Below are 18,070 nucleotides of genomic sequence, written 5' to 3' on the forward strand. Positions count from 1 at the left end.
GGGTGATCGCGAGATGCGTACTTCTGCCGCCGGAGCGGGTTTCGCTAGCGCTATGTCCTACTTTGGGAAGCATGGAGTTCAGACTCCGCCGCCATATAGTTTGCTGTGACCAATCTGGAAGGTACTCGCCGTGCCATTGAACTCAGGGGCCTCGCTTGCGGAGCCTTTTGTTCTGCAGACATCGTGATAGATGATCCCTTCAGGTTCCCAATTCTTAGAAGGGCGAAATGGCTCCCCGGCAAACGCGTGTACTTCTCGGTTCGAGATGAGAAGGAAGGGCAGTTTGTATTTAGGGAGCGCCCCTTGCATTTGTATAGGAGGCGAATGCTCCCAGTGCGCGTACGCAGGATGAAACAGAAGCGTGACGGCCGAAAGGTGGTCATTTGAGCGTTCGACCAGCCTCTGAGGGAAGTGGCAGGACATCCTTAAGTGCGGCAAAGATACTCAATCTGACGAAATGTCATTCCATGTTTAGCTTGCTTTATTAATAATCGTGTTGCCAAGTAAGCCGAACAGATGCTCGTCTCAAGCAATTCTTCCGTGATACAGCTCCACTTGCTCTTCCAATTGGGCGACAGGCTCCGGCGCCTCCGAGAGTCCCAAGGCCTAAGTACGGTGGAGATAGCGAGCCGCGTGGGAATCTCGCGCGGGACACTGCGAGCAATCGAAGCGGGAGATCCCACGCCGTCCTTGGGCACCTACTTGAAAGTCATATCCGCTTTGGGCATCCTGGGCGACTTCGCGTTGTTGGCGGATGACGCCATGCGATCAGTCACTTCAAACACTGCGGCGACTGGGGCAAGCCGTGATGCGCCGTTGGCTCGAGTCGTCGTTTCTGTAGACACCACGCGCCACCGGATCCAGGATCTACGAAGTCTCGCCCTCCATGAAGAAGCGGTGCGACGCGTTCGCGCTGAGCCTGCGTTGTTGCAGCAGGCCCAGGCAGTTCTTCAAAAGTGGTTGGATGCTGGAGACCTACGTTCGGCGAGCCTGTGGCTTGAGTGGAAAGACATCCTGGAGCATCGCAAGTGGCGTAAGGCACTGGGGAGAACCCACCGAGCGCAGGAACTGAGGCAAGCGTCCCCGATGACCGCTGTTCTGCCGCCAGAGGTCCGAAAGCGCATCCTCCAAGAAGTCCGTGAACTGAAGGAAGGCGTCGTTCTTGAAATCGCCGGTAGGGCTCGTAAATGACAAGTGTCGTTCGGACAAGCCTCTGGCAGAGGCCAATATTTGACGTTCAATCCCAAGGATTGCACTATCAGTGTTTCGAGCTCATACCCAGCCACTTCCACGGAGCAAGCCATGGCCCTTGAAGACGACATCGCAACTCTCACCGTGCTCGTACAGGACATGCTCGCAGAGTCAGGAGAAATAGCCGGTTTTGAAGCAAGAGCGTGGCTGGACCGTTGGCTTACTGGTGTGGTCCCAGCATTGGGAAATCGGAGACCTATCGATGTGCTCAATGAGCCCGATGGCCTGGAGGTAGTGAGGAGCTTGCTCTCGCGAGCCCAATCTGGTGCGTACTCGTAAGCAAAGGCAGGGAGTTGGCTAGCCGTTATTCGATCTGAATCTCTCGCCATCCCCGTCGGCCGATTCACACCCTGCAGAATGCCAAGGCTATGCCCTCAAGCCAGAGCTCCCCGTATCTCCCTGCGTCAGTTCCCCGTAGCGCGGACGTCGCTCTGTACCTAGATCTCGATGGTGTTGTTCACCATGAAAAAGTGCTCTGGCATCCCAGGAAGGGTATCTACATGAGCCCGTATGAGGCGGCAGGACACACTCTTTTCGAATGGGTGCCTATCTTGGAGTCTGTGCTTGAACCATACCCGGCAGTCGCTCTTGTGCTGAGTAGCACTTGGTGCATCCGCCCCGGATACAGCGCTACCCTCAAACGCCTTCCGGCCGCTTTGCGTGCCCGGTTCATTGGTGGGACGTACCACAAGCGTGTCCATGGCGTGGACCCCTGGAACCTGTCCATGTTTCGCGCCACCCCCCGGGGTGTGCAAGTTCAAGAAGACGCGCAACGCCGAAAGCCCCGGCAGTGGATTGCTCTCGATGACGATTTGGAAGGTTGGCCTGACTCCTGTCGGGAAAATTTGGTCGCGTGCGAAGGAACTACCGGCTTGTCCAACCCTGTAGTTCAACACGAGTTGAAGGAAAAACTGCGCAGCTGCCATGCGGGGTTGCCCGCCTAACCCCGTAGTTTCTGAAAACAACCAACCGATGATGCGACGCCACTCCGACATCCTCGCGGTCTTGCAATCTGTCGATGGCATCGTGAAGCGTCGCCACGCACTCTCGATCTTGGCCAATGTGCTCAGCCGTCGGACAGCCGGTACCGGCTTCATGGATTTGGATATCGGCCCGTTGGTTCTCGAAGCGCCAGCTCGCCATATCGGCGAGGTATTCGCCTTGTTCTCACGTCCGATGGCCATGCTCAAGCAGGCTTTTGCATTGAACTTGCCCCGCACTTCGTAATTCAGTAGCAAGGTTAGCGGCCGCAACGCGCCGTAGGGCGCCATTGATTGAGTCCCCATGAAAACACACTCAACGTCAACGACTCGCCACCGCACAAACAACGCACCAAGCGCAATTGAACATCCGTCGCCCTACGCGTCTGCCGCTCAGACAAAGGCCTTTCTGGCTGGCAGCCTGGCCGCCCGGACGGCTCGCTTGGAAGCCAATGACATGCTCAGCACAGACATGGCTGCGGATCTGGTCGGTACCACCCCAGTGACAATCAATGCGTGGATCGCTAAAGGGCGGGCTATCGGATTGACCCAAACTCGGCATGCTTTCAAGTTGCCCAGTTGGCAGTTTGAACCTGCCCTATGGGATGCAGTGCCCAAGCTTTCAAAAGCCTTGGGAACCACTGAGGGCTGGGCTCTGCTTGCCTTCTTGGAGACGCCTTCGGGCGCTTTGGGCGGAAGGACACCGCGGCAGGCGATAGAGCAGGGTCATCTGGTCCGTGTAATTGAAGTGGCGGGTGCTGAGGGCTATTGACCCCTCCACGCCCCATGAAACTCGCAGATCTTCAGTAAATCCGTGACTTCTAGCTTCTAGCCCCGCAGCTTCTTTTCCGTGTTAGCAATCAGGCGCCCCTGCGGGCACGGTGAAGATAGGGATACGGCTACTCCTGTTTCGATGCTCGGCCACGATGTGACGATCCTGGTGACCAAAACAGTCCGGCAACGGCCTGAGAAGATTGAGCTGGAGCTCCGCTGCTCCTCCTGAGCGCCAGCTCGCCAAATCAGTGGTTCTCGACAGGAGCGGCAATCATCAGGGCGCGTTCTTCAGCATACAACCGTCGACGCTTGGGCACCTTGACAATGCCTTTGATGTCGTCGGCGTTCTCATTTATTTACGCGCACGGACAGTCGTGCGACTGCTACGCAGCGGTTGCCGTCGCTCGTCCTGCCGCTATGGAAGTCCGCTGACGATCTCTCATCGGTCGTTCGGAGTAGTGGGCCATATTTTTGGATGGAGATAGAGAACACCAATCTATTAGCTCCTCACATGGCTTGCGCTTTCAAGCCAGCTTAAGCAGGTCCGCGAGGTCCATAGGCGGCTCGATAAAACGTTAAGAGCCTCTTAGCATGCAACTCGCCAAGCATGATCGCATCGGCATAGCCTTACATGCCTTGGCGACTGCCGCTCTCGATCTTGACGCCCGGTTGATTTTTGCGAATGGGCTTGACCTTCTCGTCGTGACAAGGTTCATAGTCAAAACATGAATCAACTGAAGGAGGCTCACATGGTCCGTTTCAATGTTCCTGACATGACGTGCGGTGGTTGCGCCCAGCGCATTCGTCGAGCAATAGCTCAGGCCCCAATGCCGGCGGGTGTCGAAGTAGAAATCGATGTGGCCGCGCGGCAGGTCCGCGTTCCTGGGCAAGCCGAAGACGACACTGTGGAGCTTGTTCGCTCCGCAATTGAGCGTGCCGGATACAAAGCAGACGCCGTGGTGGGGACTTCATCGGGCCGAACAACCGGTGGCTGCTGCTGTGCGTCTCGGTCCACAACCTCTGTTGATGTGAATCAAGGCGCTGCGAACCGTACGTCGTCATGCTGCAATTGAACCTACAAGGAGACCATCATGCGTCTGAATATCGTCGCTGGGCTGTTGACAACCCTTTTCGTGGCGGGATGTGCCATCGCGCAATCTCCAAAACCTACGGACGAACACGCAGGCCACCACCCCGGTGATGCGCAGAGCGGTGGCGTAGCCACCCAGTCTGCCCCGACAGCTACTACCCCGCCAGCACCGGACGCCTTTGATCGTCAGATGAAGGCGATGCAGGAAATGCACAAAAAAATGCAGGCGGCCAAGACTCCCGCCGAACGTTCTGCTCTGATGGACGAGCACATGAAGCTCATGCAGTCCGGCATGGCCATGATGGGTGCTGGTAATTCTGGTGGCATGGGTATGGGGATGATGCAGCAAGGGGCGCAGGCCAAACCTGCCGCACCTGCAGCCTCTGGAAACTCGGGCATGGGAGGCGGCATGATGGGCATGCACGCTCAAATGGAGCGCCGCATGGCCATGATGGAACAGATGATGCAAATGATGGTGGACCGCCAAGCGGTCATGCCATCCAAGTGAGAACCGCACGAACAAGTGGCACGTCAATGAAATAGAAGGTACGCCGACGGCTTCCTCCGTCACCAGGCCCGCGTTTCGTATTGGTACTGCGCCGGCGTCAGAGACCGGCTTTTGTTCGGCAGATGCGGCCAGCGCGACTTTCATCAGAACCAACGCGGCTGAGAAAACCAACCCATGCGAAGTCGCGCCTGTGTGTTTCCCCGGCAGTTACGGGGTATCTGCGGATCCGGCTACAACGCGCCCGCTCTATTTCCCCACTTGCAACCCTTTCAAGGGGGAGGGACCAGACGCTCGCATCGGCTCGCCCGAGTGCGAACTGTGGCCGCTGAAAAATAGCATTCGCCATATAATCTAATAATCGTTGGATTAAAAGATCATGAATGCTCGAACGTTGAAAGACCTGCTATACGAGCAGGTTGCCCGCATCGGAAAGTCCCTCTCAAGCCCAAAACGGCTAGAGCTGTTGGAGCTGCTTGCCCAAAGCGAGAAATCGGTCGAGACCTTGGCCTTGCAGGCTGGTATCGACTTGCGCCTGGCCAGCGCGCATCTCAAAGCGCTGCGGGAAGCCCGTCTGGTGGCAACCCGGCGCGATGGTCGGCACATCTACTACCGCCTCAGTGGTCAAGACGTGTCTCAACTGTGGGTCGCCCTGCGGGAGACCGCTGAGGAGCACTTGGTCGAGCTGCGGGTTGCTCTGGGGCAGATGACGTCTCAACCGGATACCTTGGTATCGGAGGGACGGGAGAGCCTGCTGGAAAAAGCACGGCACGGAGAGATCGTCGTGATCGACGTACGCCCTTCCAGCGAATTCAACGCGGGGCATTTGCCTTTTGCGCGCTCTATGCCGCTGGATGAGCTGGAAAAGCGTCTGGCTGATCTGCCTGCGGATCGCACCATCGTCGCTTACTGCCGGGGGCCTTTCTGCCTCATGTCTGACGAGGCAGTGCAACTGCTGCGCGCCCGTGGCTTCGTAGCCAGAAAGATCAGTGACGGTGTCAGCGAGTGGGCTGCCAGCGGCCTGCCCATCGAAACCTCCGCGCAGTGAGGCCATTGAGTCGGCCCTCAAAGCGAACTGATCGCCTGGACAGCAAAGGCCGACAAGTTCTCGTTTTTTAAGGAGGCACCTATGTTCTTCAAGCAACTGGCGACCAAGGAGTCCTCCTTGTCGTACTTTTTCGGCTGCGCTGGACAGGCCAAGGCCATCGCGGTCGACGTAGTGGCTGGCGACGAGGATTGGTTCATGCAGGCGGCCCGTGAAGCCAATGTCGAAATCACCCACGTCATCGACACCCATGTCCACGCCGATCATTACTCGGGTGGTCGTTCGTTGGCCCAGAAGGTTCATGCCCCCTATTGCCTGCACGAATCCAATCACGGTCAGGTGCAGTACGACTTTCTGCCATTGCAGGACGGACAGCTGCTCGATGTCGGCAATGTCAAAGTCAAGGTTCTGCACACGCCAGGGCATACGCCGGACAGCCTGTGTCTGCTGGTCACCGACAAGCGGCGCGGTGAGGCTCCCTGGTTCGTCGTGACCGGTGACACCCTATTTGTTGGCGCCATTGGTCGGCCTGACTTGGCTGGACAGGAGCAGCAGATGGCGGGTGTTCTCTATGACACCTTGCACACCAAGCTTCTGTCGCTCCCTGACGAAATCGAAATCTATCCGGGGCACCAGGCTGGCAGCGCCTGTGGTGCGGGCTTGTCTGGCAAGCCCTCTTCAACGCTGGGATTCGAGAAACGCTGGAATCCGGCATTGACCATGGAGCGCGGCGCCTTCATCAGCTTCCTGACGCAAGAGATTACCCCGCGACCGGCCGCCATGGATGCGATGGTGCGTTTCAACCTCGGTATGGAGGGCTGAACGATGCACACGGCCACCGTCCGCCTGGGGTTGCGTGAAAACCTGGGCCAGTTCTCTTTGCTGGTCCTGGTCAATGCCTTCGTCGGCGCGATGGTGGGCCTGGAGCGCAGCATTCTTCCGGCCATCGCCGAGCAAGAGTTCCACATTGCGGCGCGGGCGGCGATTCTGTCGTTCATCGTCGTCTTCGGCATCACCAAGGCGCTGACCAACTACTTTGCGGGACGACTTTCCGACCGCTATGGCCGCAAACATGTCCTGGTGGCTGGATGGCTTGTTGCAGCCCCTGTGCCCTTTATGCTGATGTGGGCGCCCGATTGGAACTGGATCGTCGCGGCCAATGTGCTGCTGGGGGTGAGCCAGGGCCTCACTTGGTCTACCACCGTCATCATGAAGATTGATCTTGTGGGGCCCAAGCAGCGTGGCCTTGCGATGGGTCTCAATGAGTTTTCTGGGTACTTCGCAGTGGCGGGCAGTGCGCTCGCCACCGGCTGGCTAGCCTCCCACTACGGGCTGCGCCCGCAACCTTTCTACCTTGGTGTGGCCTATGTCCTGTTTGGCCTGGCGCTCTCGGTGCTGGCGGTCCGCGAGACCCGGCACTATGTGGCCCAAGAAGTGCGCACGCACCATGCCGGCCACGATGTGGCACTGCCCAGCCAGGGGGACATCTTCCGCCGCGCCTCTCTGACCGACAAAAACCTCTCCAGCATCAGCCAGGCAGGCCTCGTCAACAACCTCAACGATGGCATGGCCTGGGGCCTGTTTCCCCTGGTTTTTGCCGCTGCTGGCATGAGCTTGGCGCAGATTGGCACGCTCGCCGCAATCTGCCCGGCTGTCTGGGGAATGGCGCAGATTTTCACGGGAGCGCTGTCTGATCGCATCGGACGCAAACAACTGATCGTTTGGGGAATGTGGGTGCAGGCGGTGGGTGTTGCCGTCACCGCGCTGAGTGCAGGCTTTCTGGGATTCGGCTTTGGCGCAGTCCTTCTCGGGCTCGGCACTGCAATGGTCTATCCCACCTTGCTGGCGGCCATCGGAGATGTAGCCCATCCTGCCTGGCGCGCGTCTGCGGTGGGTGTGTACCGGCTCTGGCGCGATCTGGGCTACGCGGTCGGCGCGCTCCTGGCGGGTATCACGGCGGACCTTTTTGGGTTGGCCGCCGCAGTGTGGTTGGTCGCGGCCATCACCTTGCTGTCAGGTGTGATCGCTGCTGTGCGGATGAACGAAACACTCGCTGCTGAAAAAGCATGAGTGAGCACAAGCCGAAGATGCTGGGCTTCAGCTGCCCTCGCTATGATGCGGCCCACAAACAGTCAGGCAGGGTGACCGGCATCAATTGGCGCTGATCTCCATACCAACGCTTGTCACCCCACTGTCTGACCATGCGACGGGCTTGCCCTGGTGCATGCGGGCAATTGCACCAACGATGGCCAGGCCGAGCCCATGGTTGCTTTGCCCATGGCTGCGGGCTGGATCGGCGCGGAAGAATCGATCAAAAAAATGCGGAAGTATCTCGGGGTCAATCATGTCGCCGCAGTTGGTGACGGTGATGAGCACACGGTCCTCTTCCATCGCCTTGAAACCCACTTGAACAATCGAACCCGGCCTTGCGTACCGCGTGGCATTTCCCAGCAGGTTGGACAACGCCCGACGCAGCAGAGGGGCGTCGAAGGCGCCTTGCACGTCTCCTACCACCTTGGCCGTGAGTCCCGCCTCAGCCAGCGACGCCTCGTGGTAGTCCAGAACGTCCGCAGCCAACGACGCAAGGCTTGACACTGGTGCACGGCGCGCACCCACACCGCGATCCGCCTGGGATAGAAACAGCATGTCGTTGACAATGCCCGTCAGGCGATGCAGCTCCTCCAGATTGGATGCGATGACCTCCTGCATGTCCGCTTGGTCGGGGTGCCGGAGTGCCAATTCATTGTTGGCAATCAGCGTGGCCAGCGGTGTGCACAACTCGTGCGCCACATCCGCATTGAAGCCCTCCATCTGTGAATAGGCCTTCTCGATGCGTGCCAACAGTGCATTGAACTGGTCAATTAGTGGCACGAGTTCAAGGGGTTGCTCTCCGCCGTCGAGCCGCTGATGCAGGCTATCCGCAGACAGTGCACGTGTTTGACTGGCAAGCCTTCGCACTGGCGCCAGCCCGAGGTTGACCAGGGAAAATCCTCCCAGCGACACCACGATCGCGCCCCCAATTGCAGCCACGAGCAAAGTGACTGCGAGCCGATGCAGCAACTGGTTGTCGGTTTGTATGTCCAGCGACAGCTGCACGCGCAATACCCTTGACGCCAAGCCATCGACTTGTGCCACTTCGAATTGCCGTTGGCGCAGCACTGTATGCGAGTTCTGGTTCCGAGTGTGCGTGTAGAGCACAACTGCGTCGGACTGCAGAACTTCGAGAGAAAGATCCCCGTGCCCCACCAGAAAGTCATCGAGCTTGTGAGTCAGGTCCTCCGAATCCCGGTGCTCCTTGCCATCCGCCAGAAGGTGCCGGATAACGTTCTCCTTTTGCGCCAGCGTTTCCTCCTGGCGGTCACGAAAATTGAACTCCGTCACCAAGTAGACGGCCAGACAGACCAACCCGAGTCCGGCAAAACTCTGCAGCGCCAGCCACCACGACAGCCGCTGGCGCAACGACCGATGGCGGTCCAGTACCTTCATGCGTTGCGCTCTTCCATGACGTAGCCCATGCCCCTGATGGTGTGAAGCAGTGGTCTCTCAAAAGGAACGTCCAACTTGCTGCGCAGGCGACGTATCGCGACCTCCACAACGTTCGTGTCACTGTCGAAGTTCATGTCCCACACCTGTTCGGCAATCTCGGTGCGAGACAGCACCTCACCGTTGCGCCGTAGGAACAGCGTCAAAAGCAGGAACTCCTTGGATGTCAGATCCAGCCGTTGGCCACTCCTGGAGGCTTTGCGCCGTACCAAGTCCACTTCGAGGTCAGCCAGGCGCAGCTGCGCGGGTTCGGATGTGTCCCTCGCGCCCTGGGTACGCCTGAGCAGGACCTGGATGCGGGCATTCAGTTCGGAAAACGCAAAGGGCTTGACCAGGTAATCGTCTGCGCCGGTTTGCAGTCCCAGTACCCGGTCCTCCACGCTGACCCGGGCCGTCAGCATCAGTACCGGTGTCTGCCTGGATTTACGAAAAGCGGTCAGCAAGCTGAAGCCGTCGATGCCCGGCAGCATGGCGTCGAGCACAAGCAGGTCATGTCCGCCTTCCAGCGCCATGTGCAAACCGTCTACCCCGTTGTGCGCAACATCCACCACGTAACCGACTTCCCCAAGACCCTTTCGCAGGTATTCGGCCAGCTTCACTTCGTCTTCGATGAGAAGAATTTTCATACGCCGATTCTCGAAGAATGTGGGGCGTCCGTAGATTACGAATTTGTCATCTGGCTGTTGGCGCAGTGTCGTGGGCCGCTTTCTAAAGTGCACTCCATGTCGAAAGGCATAGCCGAGGCAAGTCGCCAAAGGCTCACTTGAACCAAGAGACGCACCCATGACTACTCGTAAATCCCTAGATTTTTCACTGGCCGCCCTGATGATCGTCGCCCCTGGCCTGGCCTCTGCCTCGTCGCTGTATCACCCCACGGGTGGTGAAGTCGGCTACACCACACACCCTGATCATGTTCAAAGCACCAAATCCCGTGGTGAAGTGATGCAGTCCGTGGAAGCCGCACGCAAGGATGGAACACTGGCGGTCCTGTCGCGTGGGGGGGCGCTACCCATCAAGGCAACCGGCCCAGCCAAAACTCGTGACCAAGTGCAGCAAGAGTACCTGGGCATGTCCGCTGCCGAAAAGCAGCGCCTGCAGGAAATGTACGGCGCAGGCGGCTGAGCATTGGCATGCAGTGATCACCGACAGGTACACTCGCCCCGATGCGCCGCGCCTTCCTCATCTGCCTGATGGTGCTGCTGCCCTTCCAGTTTTCCTGGAGCGCGGCGGCAGCAACCTGCATCCATGAGCAATTAGAAGGCACGTCGCACTGGGGCCACCATGAAGCGGAGCACGTGGAAGATGCGTCCGCCGAACCGGGAAGCGATCATGTCTCCCTCGATGGGGAGTCCCTTGGTGGTTCAGTGAATGCGGACCACCATCATCTGCCGGGTGCCTACCCATTCCCCTCACTCTTCGTGCAGCCATTCCTCGTGGGGACTGTCTCCGTATCCCCGCCTGAGCTGAGCGTGGATTTCTCCACAGCAACGACATCAGGACTCGAACGCCCTCCCAAGGCCCTCGCTGAAACTCTTCGGCGGGAAGGGCCTGGGCATGTTTGAACGCTTCTTGACCTAGCAAGGGGGCGAGCGTCGCCCCCCATCTCGCCGAATTCCTCCTGTTTCAGTGATCAGCGGAGAATTCGATGCGATACCCTTTGTTGCCGTTCTTGGGAGCGGCTTTTCTTGTGCCCGTGGCATTTGCCCAGGGCACTCCCCCAATATCTGCACCTGCAGTAGTTCAAATACCTGAGCGGCCAAGCTTGGGCATGGGGCAACTCTCCCTTCGGCAGGCTGTAGAGCAGGCGCTGGCGCACCATCCCGAACTGGCCGTTGCCGATGCTGAAGTGCAAGCGCTGGGCGGCGCGAGCCTTCAGGCCCGCGCACGCCCCAATCCCGAGTTGTCCTTCACACAAGAAGGCACCAAAAGCCCATCGCGCACGACCACAGTGCAGATCAATCAGCCCATAGAGCTGGGTGGCAAGCGGCAGGCCCGTATGACGGCGGCTGAGAGGGCCGCCGAGCTAGCCCGGGCAGACCTGTCTGCGCGCCGCCATGCCATTGCCGCAGCGGTAGTGACGGCATTCTTTGACGTGCTCACCATCCAGGAGCGTCTGCGTCTCGCCGAGGCGGCGCTGGAGTTGTCCCAGAGGTCAAGCCTGGCGACATCGCAGCGCGTGAAAGCTGGCAAATTGTCTCCTGTCGAAGAAACCAAGGCCAAGGTTGCCGAGGCCAATGTGCGCATTGAACTGGCGCAAGCCCGTTCGGAATCCAGTGCCGCCCGTGCGCGCCTTGCAAGCGCAATGGGCAGTCCCCTGGGGCCCCTTGTACTGGAAGGTCGGCTCGACGATTTGCCTCCGATCCAGAACTATGAGGGGTTTCAGGCACAGCTGGATCAATCGCCCGCGTTGCAGCGCGCAGAGATGGAAGTTCGACGCCGGCAAGCCCTTACCGCCGTGGAGAACGCACGGCGCATCTCGGACATCACGGTCAGCCTGGGCGCCAAACGCGATCAGGAGCAAGGCCGTACCCAGGCGGTGATCGGACTATCGATCCCGCTTCCCTTGTTTGACCGCAACGAAGGCAACATCCTGGAAGCCCTCAAGCGCGAAGACAAGGCGCGCTTGGAACTGGCATCCACGCGCATGCAGCTGGAAAGTGAGGCGCTCCAGGCGCGTGAACGCCTGTCCAGTGCCCGCGCGGAAGCACAGTCGCTTGCTGCGGATGTCGTTCCCGGAGCCCAGTCGGCCTATGACGCCGCCACCAAAGGGTTCGAGCTGGGAAAGTTCAGTTTCTTGGAGGCATTGGACGCCCAGCGCACGCTTCTCCAGGCGCGCAGCCAGTACCTCAAAGCCCTTGCAGAAGCCCATCGCGCAAGCGCCGAACTCCATCGAATTTTGGGCACTGACGCGCTGACCAGTGCGCGTTGAACTCCGGAGCACATTCATGACTACCAAACCCAAGAAGCAATGGCTGGCCATCGCGGCCGTCCTCATCGTTACCCTCGTTCTCGGGGCCTTCATCGTCAGTGGGAAGAAGAGTTCCAGCGGTGGTGACGAGCACGGCCACCAGGAAGCAGAAGCTGGCGAGGCACACAAGGATGACGACAAACATGCTGAAGCCGAAAAGCCCGCCAAGGGCCCCCACGGCGGCAAGCTCCTGAAATCCGGTGATTACGCCGTGGAAGTCACCATCTTCGAGACCGGAGTGGAGCCTCAGTTTCGGCTTTACACCTATCTGGGCGGCAAGCCCATCGACCCCGCCCAGAGCCAGATCCAGCTGAGCTTGCTGCGGCTGGGGCAGCCGCCGCAGGCCTTCACGTTCCGCAAGGAGAAGGACTACTTGCTCGGAGACGCGGTGGTGGAGGAACCCCATTCATTCGAAGTCAAGGTTGCCGCCACCTACGCGGGAAAAACCCACGAGCTGGGGTACGAGCAGGTGGAGGCGCGGATCGCGATGTCTGACGATCAGCTCAAATCAGCCGGTGTTGAATTGGGAGTAGCAGGCCCGGCCAAGATTGGTACCACCCTGCGCCTCTTGGGCGAGGTCAAGTACAACAGCGACCGGACCGTGCAGATGGTTCCGCGCCTGGCAGGACTCGTTGAGCAGGTGCTGGTCAGCGCGGGAGATACGGTCCGCAAAGGCCAGGTGATGGCCATTCTCAGCAGCCAGGTACTTGCAGACCAGCGCGCCGAGCTGCTGGCCGCACAGCAGCGCCTGTCCCTCGCGCGCACAACGTACGAACGCGAAAAAAAGCTCTGGGAAGAAAAAATCACCGCTGAGCAGGACATGCTCAGCGCGCGGTCCGCCATGCAAGAAGCGGCGATTGCCGCGCAAAGTGCCCAGAGCAAGTCAGCGTCCCTGGGCGGCGATGCGGCAAGCGGTGGTCTCACCCGATACGAGTTGCGCTCGCCCATTGACGGCGTCGTAACAGAGAAGCGCATCTCGCTGGGCGAAGCCGTCAAAGAGGACAGTGCTGTCTTCACAGTCTCGGATTTGTCTTCTGTCTGGGTGGAGGCTCCGGTATCGAGCCAGGACCTTGGCGGTTTGGCTGTGGGCCAGCCGACCCAGGTGCGGGCCAATGCGTTTGAGGCCACCGCGACGAGCAAGGTGACCTACATCAGCGCGCTCGTCGGCGAACAAACACGCAGCGCAATGGTTCGCACCACGCTGCCCAACCCCAAGGGACTGTGGAGGCCCGGTCTGCCCGTCACGGTGGAAGTGCTGCTGGAAGAGAAGGAAGTGCCGGTTGCAGTCTCCGCTCAGGCGGTGCAGGACCTGCGGGACTGGAAAGTGGTGTTCGGCCGCTATGGCGAGAGCCTGGAGGCGCGGCCCCTGGAGCTGGGACGCAGCGACGGTCGCATGGTGGAGGTGAAAGGTGGCCTCAAGGCCGGAGATCGCTACGCAGCCACCAATAGCTTTGTTGTCAAAGCGGAGCTGGGCAAAGCCGGCGCCAGCCACGACCACTGATGAAGGAGCTGCACATGAAACAGATCACCGCCATCATCCGGCCCCACCGCCTTGACGCAGTGGAAGCGGCACTGCACGCGCTGCCTCATCTCCCGGGGTTCACGGTTTTCCCGGCCCACGGTCATCCGCGAGGGCATGGTCACGACCACCACTTCGACAACGACGAATGGAGTCCCGACAACCACCAGCAGTTGGTTCTGATGGTGTTCTGCAACGACGGCGATGCCCCCGGCATCGTGGATGCCATTGCCAATGCGGCACGTACCGGCCAGAGCGGCGACGGCGTGATCGGCGTAGTCGAACTCGTCGATGTCGTGCGCACTCGCACGGGTGAACGCGCCGATGCCGCGCTCTAAGGGACACCACGATGTTTGAACGCATCATTCGCTTTGCCATCGATCAGCGATGGCTTGTGCTGCTGGCGGTTCTGGGAATGGCCGCGTTCGGCGTTTTCAACTACCAGAAGCTCCCCATCGACGCTGTGCCAGACATTACCAATGTGCAGGTACAGATCAATACCGAGGCTCCGGGCTATTCACCGCTGGAATCGGAGCAACGCGTCACCTTTCCCATCGAGACCGCCATGGCGGGCCTGCCCAAGCTGGAGCAGACACGCTCCATCTCACGCTACGGCTTGTCACAGGTGACCGTTGTCTTCAAGGAGGGGACCGATCTGTATTTCGCGCGCCAGTTGGTGAGCGAGCGCATTCAGGAAGCGCGTGGTCGACTCCCTGCAGGGCTGACGCCCTCGCTGGGGCCTATTTCCACCGGTCTGGGCGAAATCTACATGTGGACGGTGGAAGCCGAGCCGGGTGCACGCAAACCCAATGGCGGCGAGTACACCCCCATGGATCTGCGAGAAATCCAGGACTGGATCATCAAACCGCAGCTGCGCACCGTTCCGGGTGTCACCGAAATCAACACCATCGGCGGGTATGCCAAGGAGTTCCAGGTGGCGCCGTGGCCAGATAAGCTCGTGGCCCACGGATTGACGATTGCAGACCTGGTCACTGCCTTGGAGCGTAACAACGCCAACGTGGGTGCAGGCTACATCGAGCGTCGCGGCGAACAGTACCTGATCCGCGCGCCGGGCCAGGTGGGATCGATAGGAGACATCCAGAACGTGGTAGTCGCAACCACCAAGGGTGTGCCTGTCCGTATCCGTGATGTCGCGGATGTCATCCTCGGTAAGGAACTGCGCACCGGAGCGGCCACAGAGAACGGCCAGGAGGTGGTTCTCGGTACCGTCTTCATGCTGATTGGAGAAAACAGCCGCGACGTATCTACAGCAGTGGACAAGCGGCTCAAGGCCATCAACAAGAGCCTGCCCAAGGGGGTTATTGCCAAGACAGTCTATGACCGTACCGTATTGGTGGACAAAGCCATTGCGACCGTCAAGAAAAACCTGATGGAGGGCGCGTTGCTGGTGATCGCGATCCTGTTCCTTTTTCTGGGGAACATTCGGGCTGCCATCATCACGGCGCTGGTCATCCCGCTGGCGATGTTGTTCACGTTCACCGGGATGGTGAGCAACAAGGTCAGTGCTAACCTGATGAGTCTGGGGGCGCTCGACTTCGGCATCATCATCGATGGCGCGGTCGTCATCGTGGAGAACTGCATACGGCGTCTCTCGCACGCGCAGGCCGCTGCAGGCAGACCTTTGACACGCAACGAGCGATTCCACGAAGTGTTTTCCGCTGCCAAGGAGTCTCGCCGCGCGTTGATGTTCGGACAGCTGATCATCATGGTGGTCTACCTCCCCATCTTTGCGCTCACCGGGGTGGAGGGCAAGATGTTCCACCCCATGGCCTTCACGGTGGTCATTGCACTGCTGGGCGCCATGATCCTGTCAGTCACGTTCATTCCTGCTGCGGTCGCGCTTTTCATCGGCTCCAAGGTGAGCGAAACCGAAAGTCGCCTGATGCTCTGGGCTAAGCGCGGATACGCCCCCATCTTCGACTGGGTGATGGACAGAAAGCCACTGGTGCTTACGGCTGCAGCGGCCTGCGTGCTGTTGTCCGGGCTGCTGGTGACACGCATGGGCAGCGAGTTCGTCCCCAACTTGGATGAGGGTGATATTGCGTTACACGCGCTTCGCATCCCGGGGACCAGCCTGACGCAGGCGATTGGCATGCAGATTCAGCTGGAAAAAACGATCAAGGAGTTTCCCGAGGTGGATGCAGTGTTTGCGAAGCTCGGAACCGCCGAGATCGCCACCGATCCCATGCCCCCCAACGTGGCCGACAACTTCGTCATGCTCAAGCCGCGCGACCAGTGGCCGGATCCTAAGCGAACGAAGGCAGACCTTGTTGCTGCAATGCAGGCTGCAGTGGCCAAAGTACCTGGCAACAACTACGAGTTCACTCAGCCGATCCAGATGCGCTTCAACGAACTCATATCTGGCGTACGCAGCGATGTGGCGGTCAAGGTGTTTGGCGATGACATGGACCAGATGAATGAGAGCGCCGAACGGATTTCTCAGGTGCTGGAAGGCATCGCTGGTGCTGCGGACGTCAAGGTCGAGCAGACCACCGGGCTACCGATGCTGACCATCAAGATCGACCGGGAAAGAACTGCTCGCCTCGGCTTGAACGTGGCCGATGTACAGGACAGCGTGTCCGCCGCACTGGGTGGGCAGGAGGCTGGCCGCGTCTTTGAGGGGGATCGCCAGTTCGACATTCTGGTGCGCCTGCCTGACATTCTTCGCAGCGATATCGAAGCCATTGAGCGGCTGCCGGTCCGCCTGCTGGCCGCGGAAGGCTCCAGTACGCGCGGCTTTGTCCGCCTGTCGGATGTCGCGGCCATCGTTTCGGCTCCTGGACCCAACCAGATCAGCCGCGAAGACGGCAAACGTCGGGTGGTCGTGACGGCCAACGTGCGCGGACGGGACATCGGCAGTTTCGTGGCCGAGGCCCAGACCAAGTTGGCACAGCAGGTGGAAATACCAAGCGGCTACTGGACGCAGTGGGGGGGGACCTTCGAGCAACTCCAGTCAGCCTCCAAGCGGCTGCAGATTGTTGTCCCCGTGGCGCTGCTGCTGGTGTTCACCCTGCTGTTCGTGATGTTTGGTAACGCCAAGGATGGCTTGTTGGTGTTCACCGGCATACCGTTCGCACTCACCGGCGGCGTTGTGGCGCTGTGGTTGCGTGACATTCCCCTGTCGATTTCAGCAGGGGTGGGCTTCATTGCCCTGTCTGGTGTCGCTGTGCTCAACGGTCTGGTGATGATTTCCTACATCCGAAGCCTCCGAGAGGATGGGATGACACTGGATGCCGCCATCCGCGAAGGCTCCCTGACGCGGCTGCGGCCTGTGCTTATGACTGCATTGGTGGCCTCCCTGGGTTTTGTACCCATGGCCATTGCCGTAGGTACCGGGGCCGAAGTGCAGCGGCCACTGGCCACGGTCGTGATCGGGGGCATTCTGTCTTCCACCGCATTGACGCTGCTGGTGCTGCCCATGCTCTACGGCATGGCGCATCGCCGTCGCGAGAAGGACCACCAAAAGGAAGTGCAATCTGGTCATCTGGCCGAGGCCTGATCCAGTAAAGAACCCGGGCGAATGTCTGGGTCCTGATCTTTTCCAGGCTCGCTGCAGCCAGCGCTGCAGTGACTCTCTTACAGAGGTACAAATGCCATGATTTATAGATCAAGTTGGCTCGCGACTCTATTGGCTGCAGCGGCTTTAGCCGGGTGCGCAACCCCCGTGTATGAAAACCGCCTCGCCTGGAACGAGGGCTGGCGAATGGGTGTCGTCGTACAGGTAGGTTCTAACGAGGTGCTTCGAAGCAGGTACGAAGGGCAATGTCTTTGGACACCAAAACGCCCATCCATCGAGTCGCTGGCTGTCGTCCGGTGGAAGGAGATGAGCAGAGTTCGCTGGCGCGTTGCGGCTGTACCCAGTCCAACCGCCATCCAAGTGGGCTCGGCAGTCTATGTGAACGTATACAGCTGCGAGAGCCCAGTGGAAATGCGCACGGAGCCTTAGTTGCGCGAGCTGCCATAGCCTTTGGTTCCGATTGGCAATCAAAGCCCAAACTTGTCTCGACCTCAAAATCATCACCGTATGCCCCCGCAGCAACTTTGCACTCACCTTGGTAATATAGTCCCCTAGACTATTTTTATTGCTCCCCAATATGTCCCATACCTCTCGTGAAAAATCCAAATTGATCGCGCGTGTCCGCCGTATCAAGGGTCAGATCGAAGGAATCGAGCGCGCCCTAGATTCAGATGCACCCTGTGTCGAAGTGCTGCGTCAGATCGCGTCCGTGCGGGGTGCAGTCAGCGGCTTGACCGCCGAGGTGATGGAAGACCACCTGCGTGAGCACGTGCTGGCGCCGTCGGACGACACGGAGCGCCACCGGGGCGGTGAGCAAATGATTGAGGTCATCCGGGCTTACATGAAATGAACCTGTT

General features: G+C 59.5%; 20 protein-coding genes. 18 read left to right on the forward strand and 2 right to left on the reverse strand.

Features of this window, described 5'->3' with window-relative positions; genetic code table 11:
• Window positions 1–516 precede the first annotated feature (516 nt).
• The 11 genes from AC07Z7_RS01555 to AC07Z7_RS01605 all read left to right on the forward strand — a co-directional run bounded on the left by AC07Z7_RS01555 (window position 517) and on the right by AC07Z7_RS01605 (window position 7,715).
• On the forward strand, window positions 517–1,191 hold the full coding sequence (locus AC07Z7_RS01555) for a helix-turn-helix transcriptional regulator (RefSeq protein WP_494765111.1): 675 nt from the start codon (window positions 517–519) through the stop codon (window positions 1,189–1,191).
• A 159-nt stretch (window positions 1,192–1,350) separates the two neighbouring features.
• Complete coding sequence (locus tag AC07Z7_RS01560; RefSeq protein WP_494741111.1) at window positions 1,351–1,530, forward strand: antitoxin Xre/MbcA/ParS toxin-binding domain-containing protein; 180 nt, start codon at window positions 1,351–1,353, stop codon at window positions 1,528–1,530.
• Window positions 1,531–1,619: 89 nt separating this feature from the next.
• Complete coding sequence (locus AC07Z7_RS01565; protein ID WP_444825621.1) at window positions 1,620–2,195, forward strand: HAD domain-containing protein; 576 nt, start codon at window positions 1,620–1,622, stop codon at window positions 2,193–2,195.
• A gap of 31 nt (window positions 2,196–2,226) precedes the next feature.
• The gene (locus AC07Z7_RS01570; protein ID WP_494765112.1) at window positions 2,227–2,478 is read left to right on the forward strand and encodes a hypothetical protein; all 252 of its coding nucleotides are present in this window, start codon (window positions 2,227–2,229) and stop codon (window positions 2,476–2,478) included.
• Between the two features lie 57 nt (window positions 2,479–2,535).
• Entirely contained in the window at window positions 2,536–3,003 is a 468-nt protein-coding gene (locus AC07Z7_RS01575; RefSeq protein WP_494765113.1) for a hypothetical protein, read from the forward strand.
• A 593-nt stretch (window positions 3,004–3,596) separates the two neighbouring features.
• Window positions 3,597–3,734, forward strand: a complete 138-nt coding sequence (locus AC07Z7_RS01580; RefSeq protein WP_156391310.1) for a hypothetical protein — start codon at window positions 3,597–3,599, stop codon at window positions 3,732–3,734.
• Window positions 3,735–3,754: 20 nt separating this feature from the next.
• The gene (locus AC07Z7_RS01585) at window positions 3,755–4,078 is read left to right on the forward strand and encodes a heavy-metal-associated domain-containing protein (RefSeq protein WP_015012964.1); all 324 of its coding nucleotides are present in this window, start codon (window positions 3,755–3,757) and stop codon (window positions 4,076–4,078) included.
• A gap of 18 nt (window positions 4,079–4,096) precedes the next feature.
• Window positions 4,097–4,603, forward strand: coding sequence for a hypothetical protein (locus AC07Z7_RS01590; RefSeq protein WP_015012963.1), 507 nt, complete (start codon window positions 4,097–4,099; stop codon window positions 4,601–4,603).
• 376 nt (window positions 4,604–4,979) lie between these two features.
• The gene (locus tag AC07Z7_RS01595; protein WP_015012962.1) at window positions 4,980–5,648 is read left to right on the forward strand and encodes an ArsR/SmtB family transcription factor; all 669 of its coding nucleotides are present in this window, start codon (window positions 4,980–4,982) and stop codon (window positions 5,646–5,648) included.
• Window positions 5,649–5,729: 81 nt separating this feature from the next.
• Entirely contained in the window at window positions 5,730–6,467 is a 738-nt protein-coding gene (locus AC07Z7_RS01600; RefSeq protein WP_209818010.1) for an MBL fold metallo-hydrolase, read from the forward strand.
• Window positions 6,468–6,470: 3 nt separating this feature from the next.
• The gene (locus AC07Z7_RS01605) at window positions 6,471–7,715 is read left to right on the forward strand and encodes an MFS transporter (protein WP_209818012.1); all 1,245 of its coding nucleotides are present in this window, start codon (window positions 6,471–6,473) and stop codon (window positions 7,713–7,715) included.
• A gap of 81 nt (window positions 7,716–7,796) precedes the next feature.
• Here AC07Z7_RS01605 and AC07Z7_RS01610 read toward each other — a convergent pair whose 3' ends face one another.
• Complete coding sequence (locus AC07Z7_RS01610) at window positions 7,797–9,131, reverse strand: heavy metal sensor histidine kinase (protein ID WP_209818014.1); 1,335 nt, start codon at window positions 9,129–9,131, stop codon at window positions 7,797–7,799.
• Entirely contained in the window at window positions 9,128–9,814 is a 687-nt protein-coding gene (locus tag AC07Z7_RS01615; RefSeq protein WP_015012958.1) for a heavy metal response regulator transcription factor, read from the reverse strand. Before AC07Z7_RS01615 ends, AC07Z7_RS01610 begins: the two co-directional genes overlap by 4 nt.
• 157 nt (window positions 9,815–9,971) lie before the next feature.
• On the opposite strand from AC07Z7_RS01615, the gene AC07Z7_RS01620 reads away from it, so the two are divergent.
• The 7 genes from AC07Z7_RS01620 to AC07Z7_RS01650 all read left to right on the forward strand — a co-directional run bounded on the left by AC07Z7_RS01620 (window position 9,972) and on the right by AC07Z7_RS01650 (window position 18,063).
• The gene (locus AC07Z7_RS01620; protein WP_015012957.1) at window positions 9,972–10,310 is read left to right on the forward strand and encodes a hypothetical protein; all 339 of its coding nucleotides are present in this window, start codon (window positions 9,972–9,974) and stop codon (window positions 10,308–10,310) included.
• A gap of 41 nt (window positions 10,311–10,351) precedes the next feature.
• Window positions 10,352–10,750: a hypothetical protein gene (locus AC07Z7_RS01625; RefSeq protein WP_148279920.1), complete on the forward strand. Its 399-nt coding sequence runs from the start codon at window positions 10,352–10,354 to the stop codon at window positions 10,748–10,750.
• Window positions 10,751–10,956: 206 nt separating this feature from the next.
• Window positions 10,957–12,117, forward strand: a complete 1,161-nt coding sequence (locus tag AC07Z7_RS01630; RefSeq protein WP_015012956.1) for a TolC family protein — start codon at window positions 10,957–10,959, stop codon at window positions 12,115–12,117.
• A 16-nt stretch (window positions 12,118–12,133) separates the two neighbouring features.
• Window positions 12,134–13,657 (forward strand): efflux RND transporter periplasmic adaptor subunit, encoded by a 1,524-nt coding sequence (locus tag AC07Z7_RS01635; RefSeq protein WP_015012955.1) that lies wholly within the window; start codon window positions 12,134–12,136, stop codon window positions 13,655–13,657.
• A gap of 14 nt (window positions 13,658–13,671) precedes the next feature.
• A complete protein-coding gene (locus AC07Z7_RS01640; protein ID WP_494765114.1) occupies window positions 13,672–14,013 on the forward strand; it encodes a P-II family nitrogen regulator in 342 nt (113 codons plus the stop codon).
• A gap of 11 nt (window positions 14,014–14,024) precedes the next feature.
• The gene (locus AC07Z7_RS01645; RefSeq protein ID WP_015012953.1) at window positions 14,025–17,195 is read left to right on the forward strand and encodes an efflux RND transporter permease subunit; all 3,171 of its coding nucleotides are present in this window, start codon (window positions 14,025–14,027) and stop codon (window positions 17,193–17,195) included.
• A gap of 595 nt (window positions 17,196–17,790) precedes the next feature.
• The gene (locus AC07Z7_RS01650) at window positions 17,791–18,063 is read left to right on the forward strand and encodes a metal/formaldehyde-sensitive transcriptional repressor (RefSeq protein ID WP_015012952.1); all 273 of its coding nucleotides are present in this window, start codon (window positions 17,791–17,793) and stop codon (window positions 18,061–18,063) included.
• The last annotated feature ends 7 nt before the right edge of the window (window positions 18,064–18,070 follow it).

It is taken from the genome of Acidovorax sp. GW101-11A03, assembly GCF_059424825.1.

Excerpts from the sequence above, each read along its gene's own strand:
- AC07Z7_RS01555 (WP_494765111.1), top strand. The coding sequence starts at position 517 with ATGCTCGTCTCAAGCAATTCTTCCGTGATACAGCTCCACTTGCTCTTC.
- AC07Z7_RS01560 (WP_494741111.1), top strand. The coding sequence starts at position 1,351 with ATGCTCGCAGAGTCAGGAGAAATAGCCGGTTTTGAAGCAAGAGCGTGG.
- AC07Z7_RS01565 (WP_444825621.1), top strand. The coding sequence starts at position 1,620 with ATGCCCTCAAGCCAGAGCTCCCCGTATCTCCCTGCGTCAGTTCCCCGT.
- AC07Z7_RS01570 (WP_494765112.1), top strand. The coding sequence starts at position 2,227 with ATGCGACGCCACTCCGACATCCTCGCGGTCTTGCAATCTGTCGATGGC.
- AC07Z7_RS01575 (WP_494765113.1), top strand. The coding sequence starts at position 2,536 with ATGAAAACACACTCAACGTCAACGACTCGCCACCGCACAAACAACGCA.
- AC07Z7_RS01580 (WP_156391310.1), top strand. The coding sequence starts at position 3,597 with ATGCAACTCGCCAAGCATGATCGCATCGGCATAGCCTTACATGCCTTG.
- AC07Z7_RS01585 (WP_015012964.1), top strand. The coding sequence starts at position 3,755 with ATGGTCCGTTTCAATGTTCCTGACATGACGTGCGGTGGTTGCGCCCAG.
- AC07Z7_RS01590 (WP_015012963.1), top strand. The coding sequence starts at position 4,097 with ATGCGTCTGAATATCGTCGCTGGGCTGTTGACAACCCTTTTCGTGGCG.
- AC07Z7_RS01595 (WP_015012962.1), top strand. The coding sequence starts at position 4,980 with ATGAATGCTCGAACGTTGAAAGACCTGCTATACGAGCAGGTTGCCCGC.
- AC07Z7_RS01600 (WP_209818010.1), top strand. The coding sequence starts at position 5,730 with ATGTTCTTCAAGCAACTGGCGACCAAGGAGTCCTCCTTGTCGTACTTT.
- AC07Z7_RS01605 (WP_209818012.1), top strand. The coding sequence starts at position 6,471 with ATGCACACGGCCACCGTCCGCCTGGGGTTGCGTGAAAACCTGGGCCAG.
- AC07Z7_RS01610 (WP_209818014.1), bottom strand. The coding sequence starts at position 9,131 with ATGAAGGTACTGGACCGCCATCGGTCGTTGCGCCAGCGGCTGTCGTGG.
- AC07Z7_RS01615 (WP_015012958.1), bottom strand. The coding sequence starts at position 9,814 with ATGAAAATTCTTCTCATCGAAGACGAAGTGAAGCTGGCCGAATACCTG.
- AC07Z7_RS01620 (WP_015012957.1), top strand. The coding sequence starts at position 9,972 with ATGACTACTCGTAAATCCCTAGATTTTTCACTGGCCGCCCTGATGATC.
- AC07Z7_RS01625 (WP_148279920.1), top strand. The coding sequence starts at position 10,352 with ATGCGCCGCGCCTTCCTCATCTGCCTGATGGTGCTGCTGCCCTTCCAG.
- AC07Z7_RS01630 (WP_015012956.1), top strand. The coding sequence starts at position 10,957 with ATGGGGCAACTCTCCCTTCGGCAGGCTGTAGAGCAGGCGCTGGCGCAC.
- AC07Z7_RS01635 (WP_015012955.1), top strand. The coding sequence starts at position 12,134 with ATGACTACCAAACCCAAGAAGCAATGGCTGGCCATCGCGGCCGTCCTC.
- AC07Z7_RS01640 (WP_494765114.1), top strand. The coding sequence starts at position 13,672 with ATGAAACAGATCACCGCCATCATCCGGCCCCACCGCCTTGACGCAGTG.
- AC07Z7_RS01645 (WP_015012953.1), top strand. The coding sequence starts at position 14,025 with ATGTTTGAACGCATCATTCGCTTTGCCATCGATCAGCGATGGCTTGTG.
- AC07Z7_RS01650 (WP_015012952.1), top strand. The coding sequence starts at position 17,791 with ATGTCCCATACCTCTCGTGAAAAATCCAAATTGATCGCGCGTGTCCGC.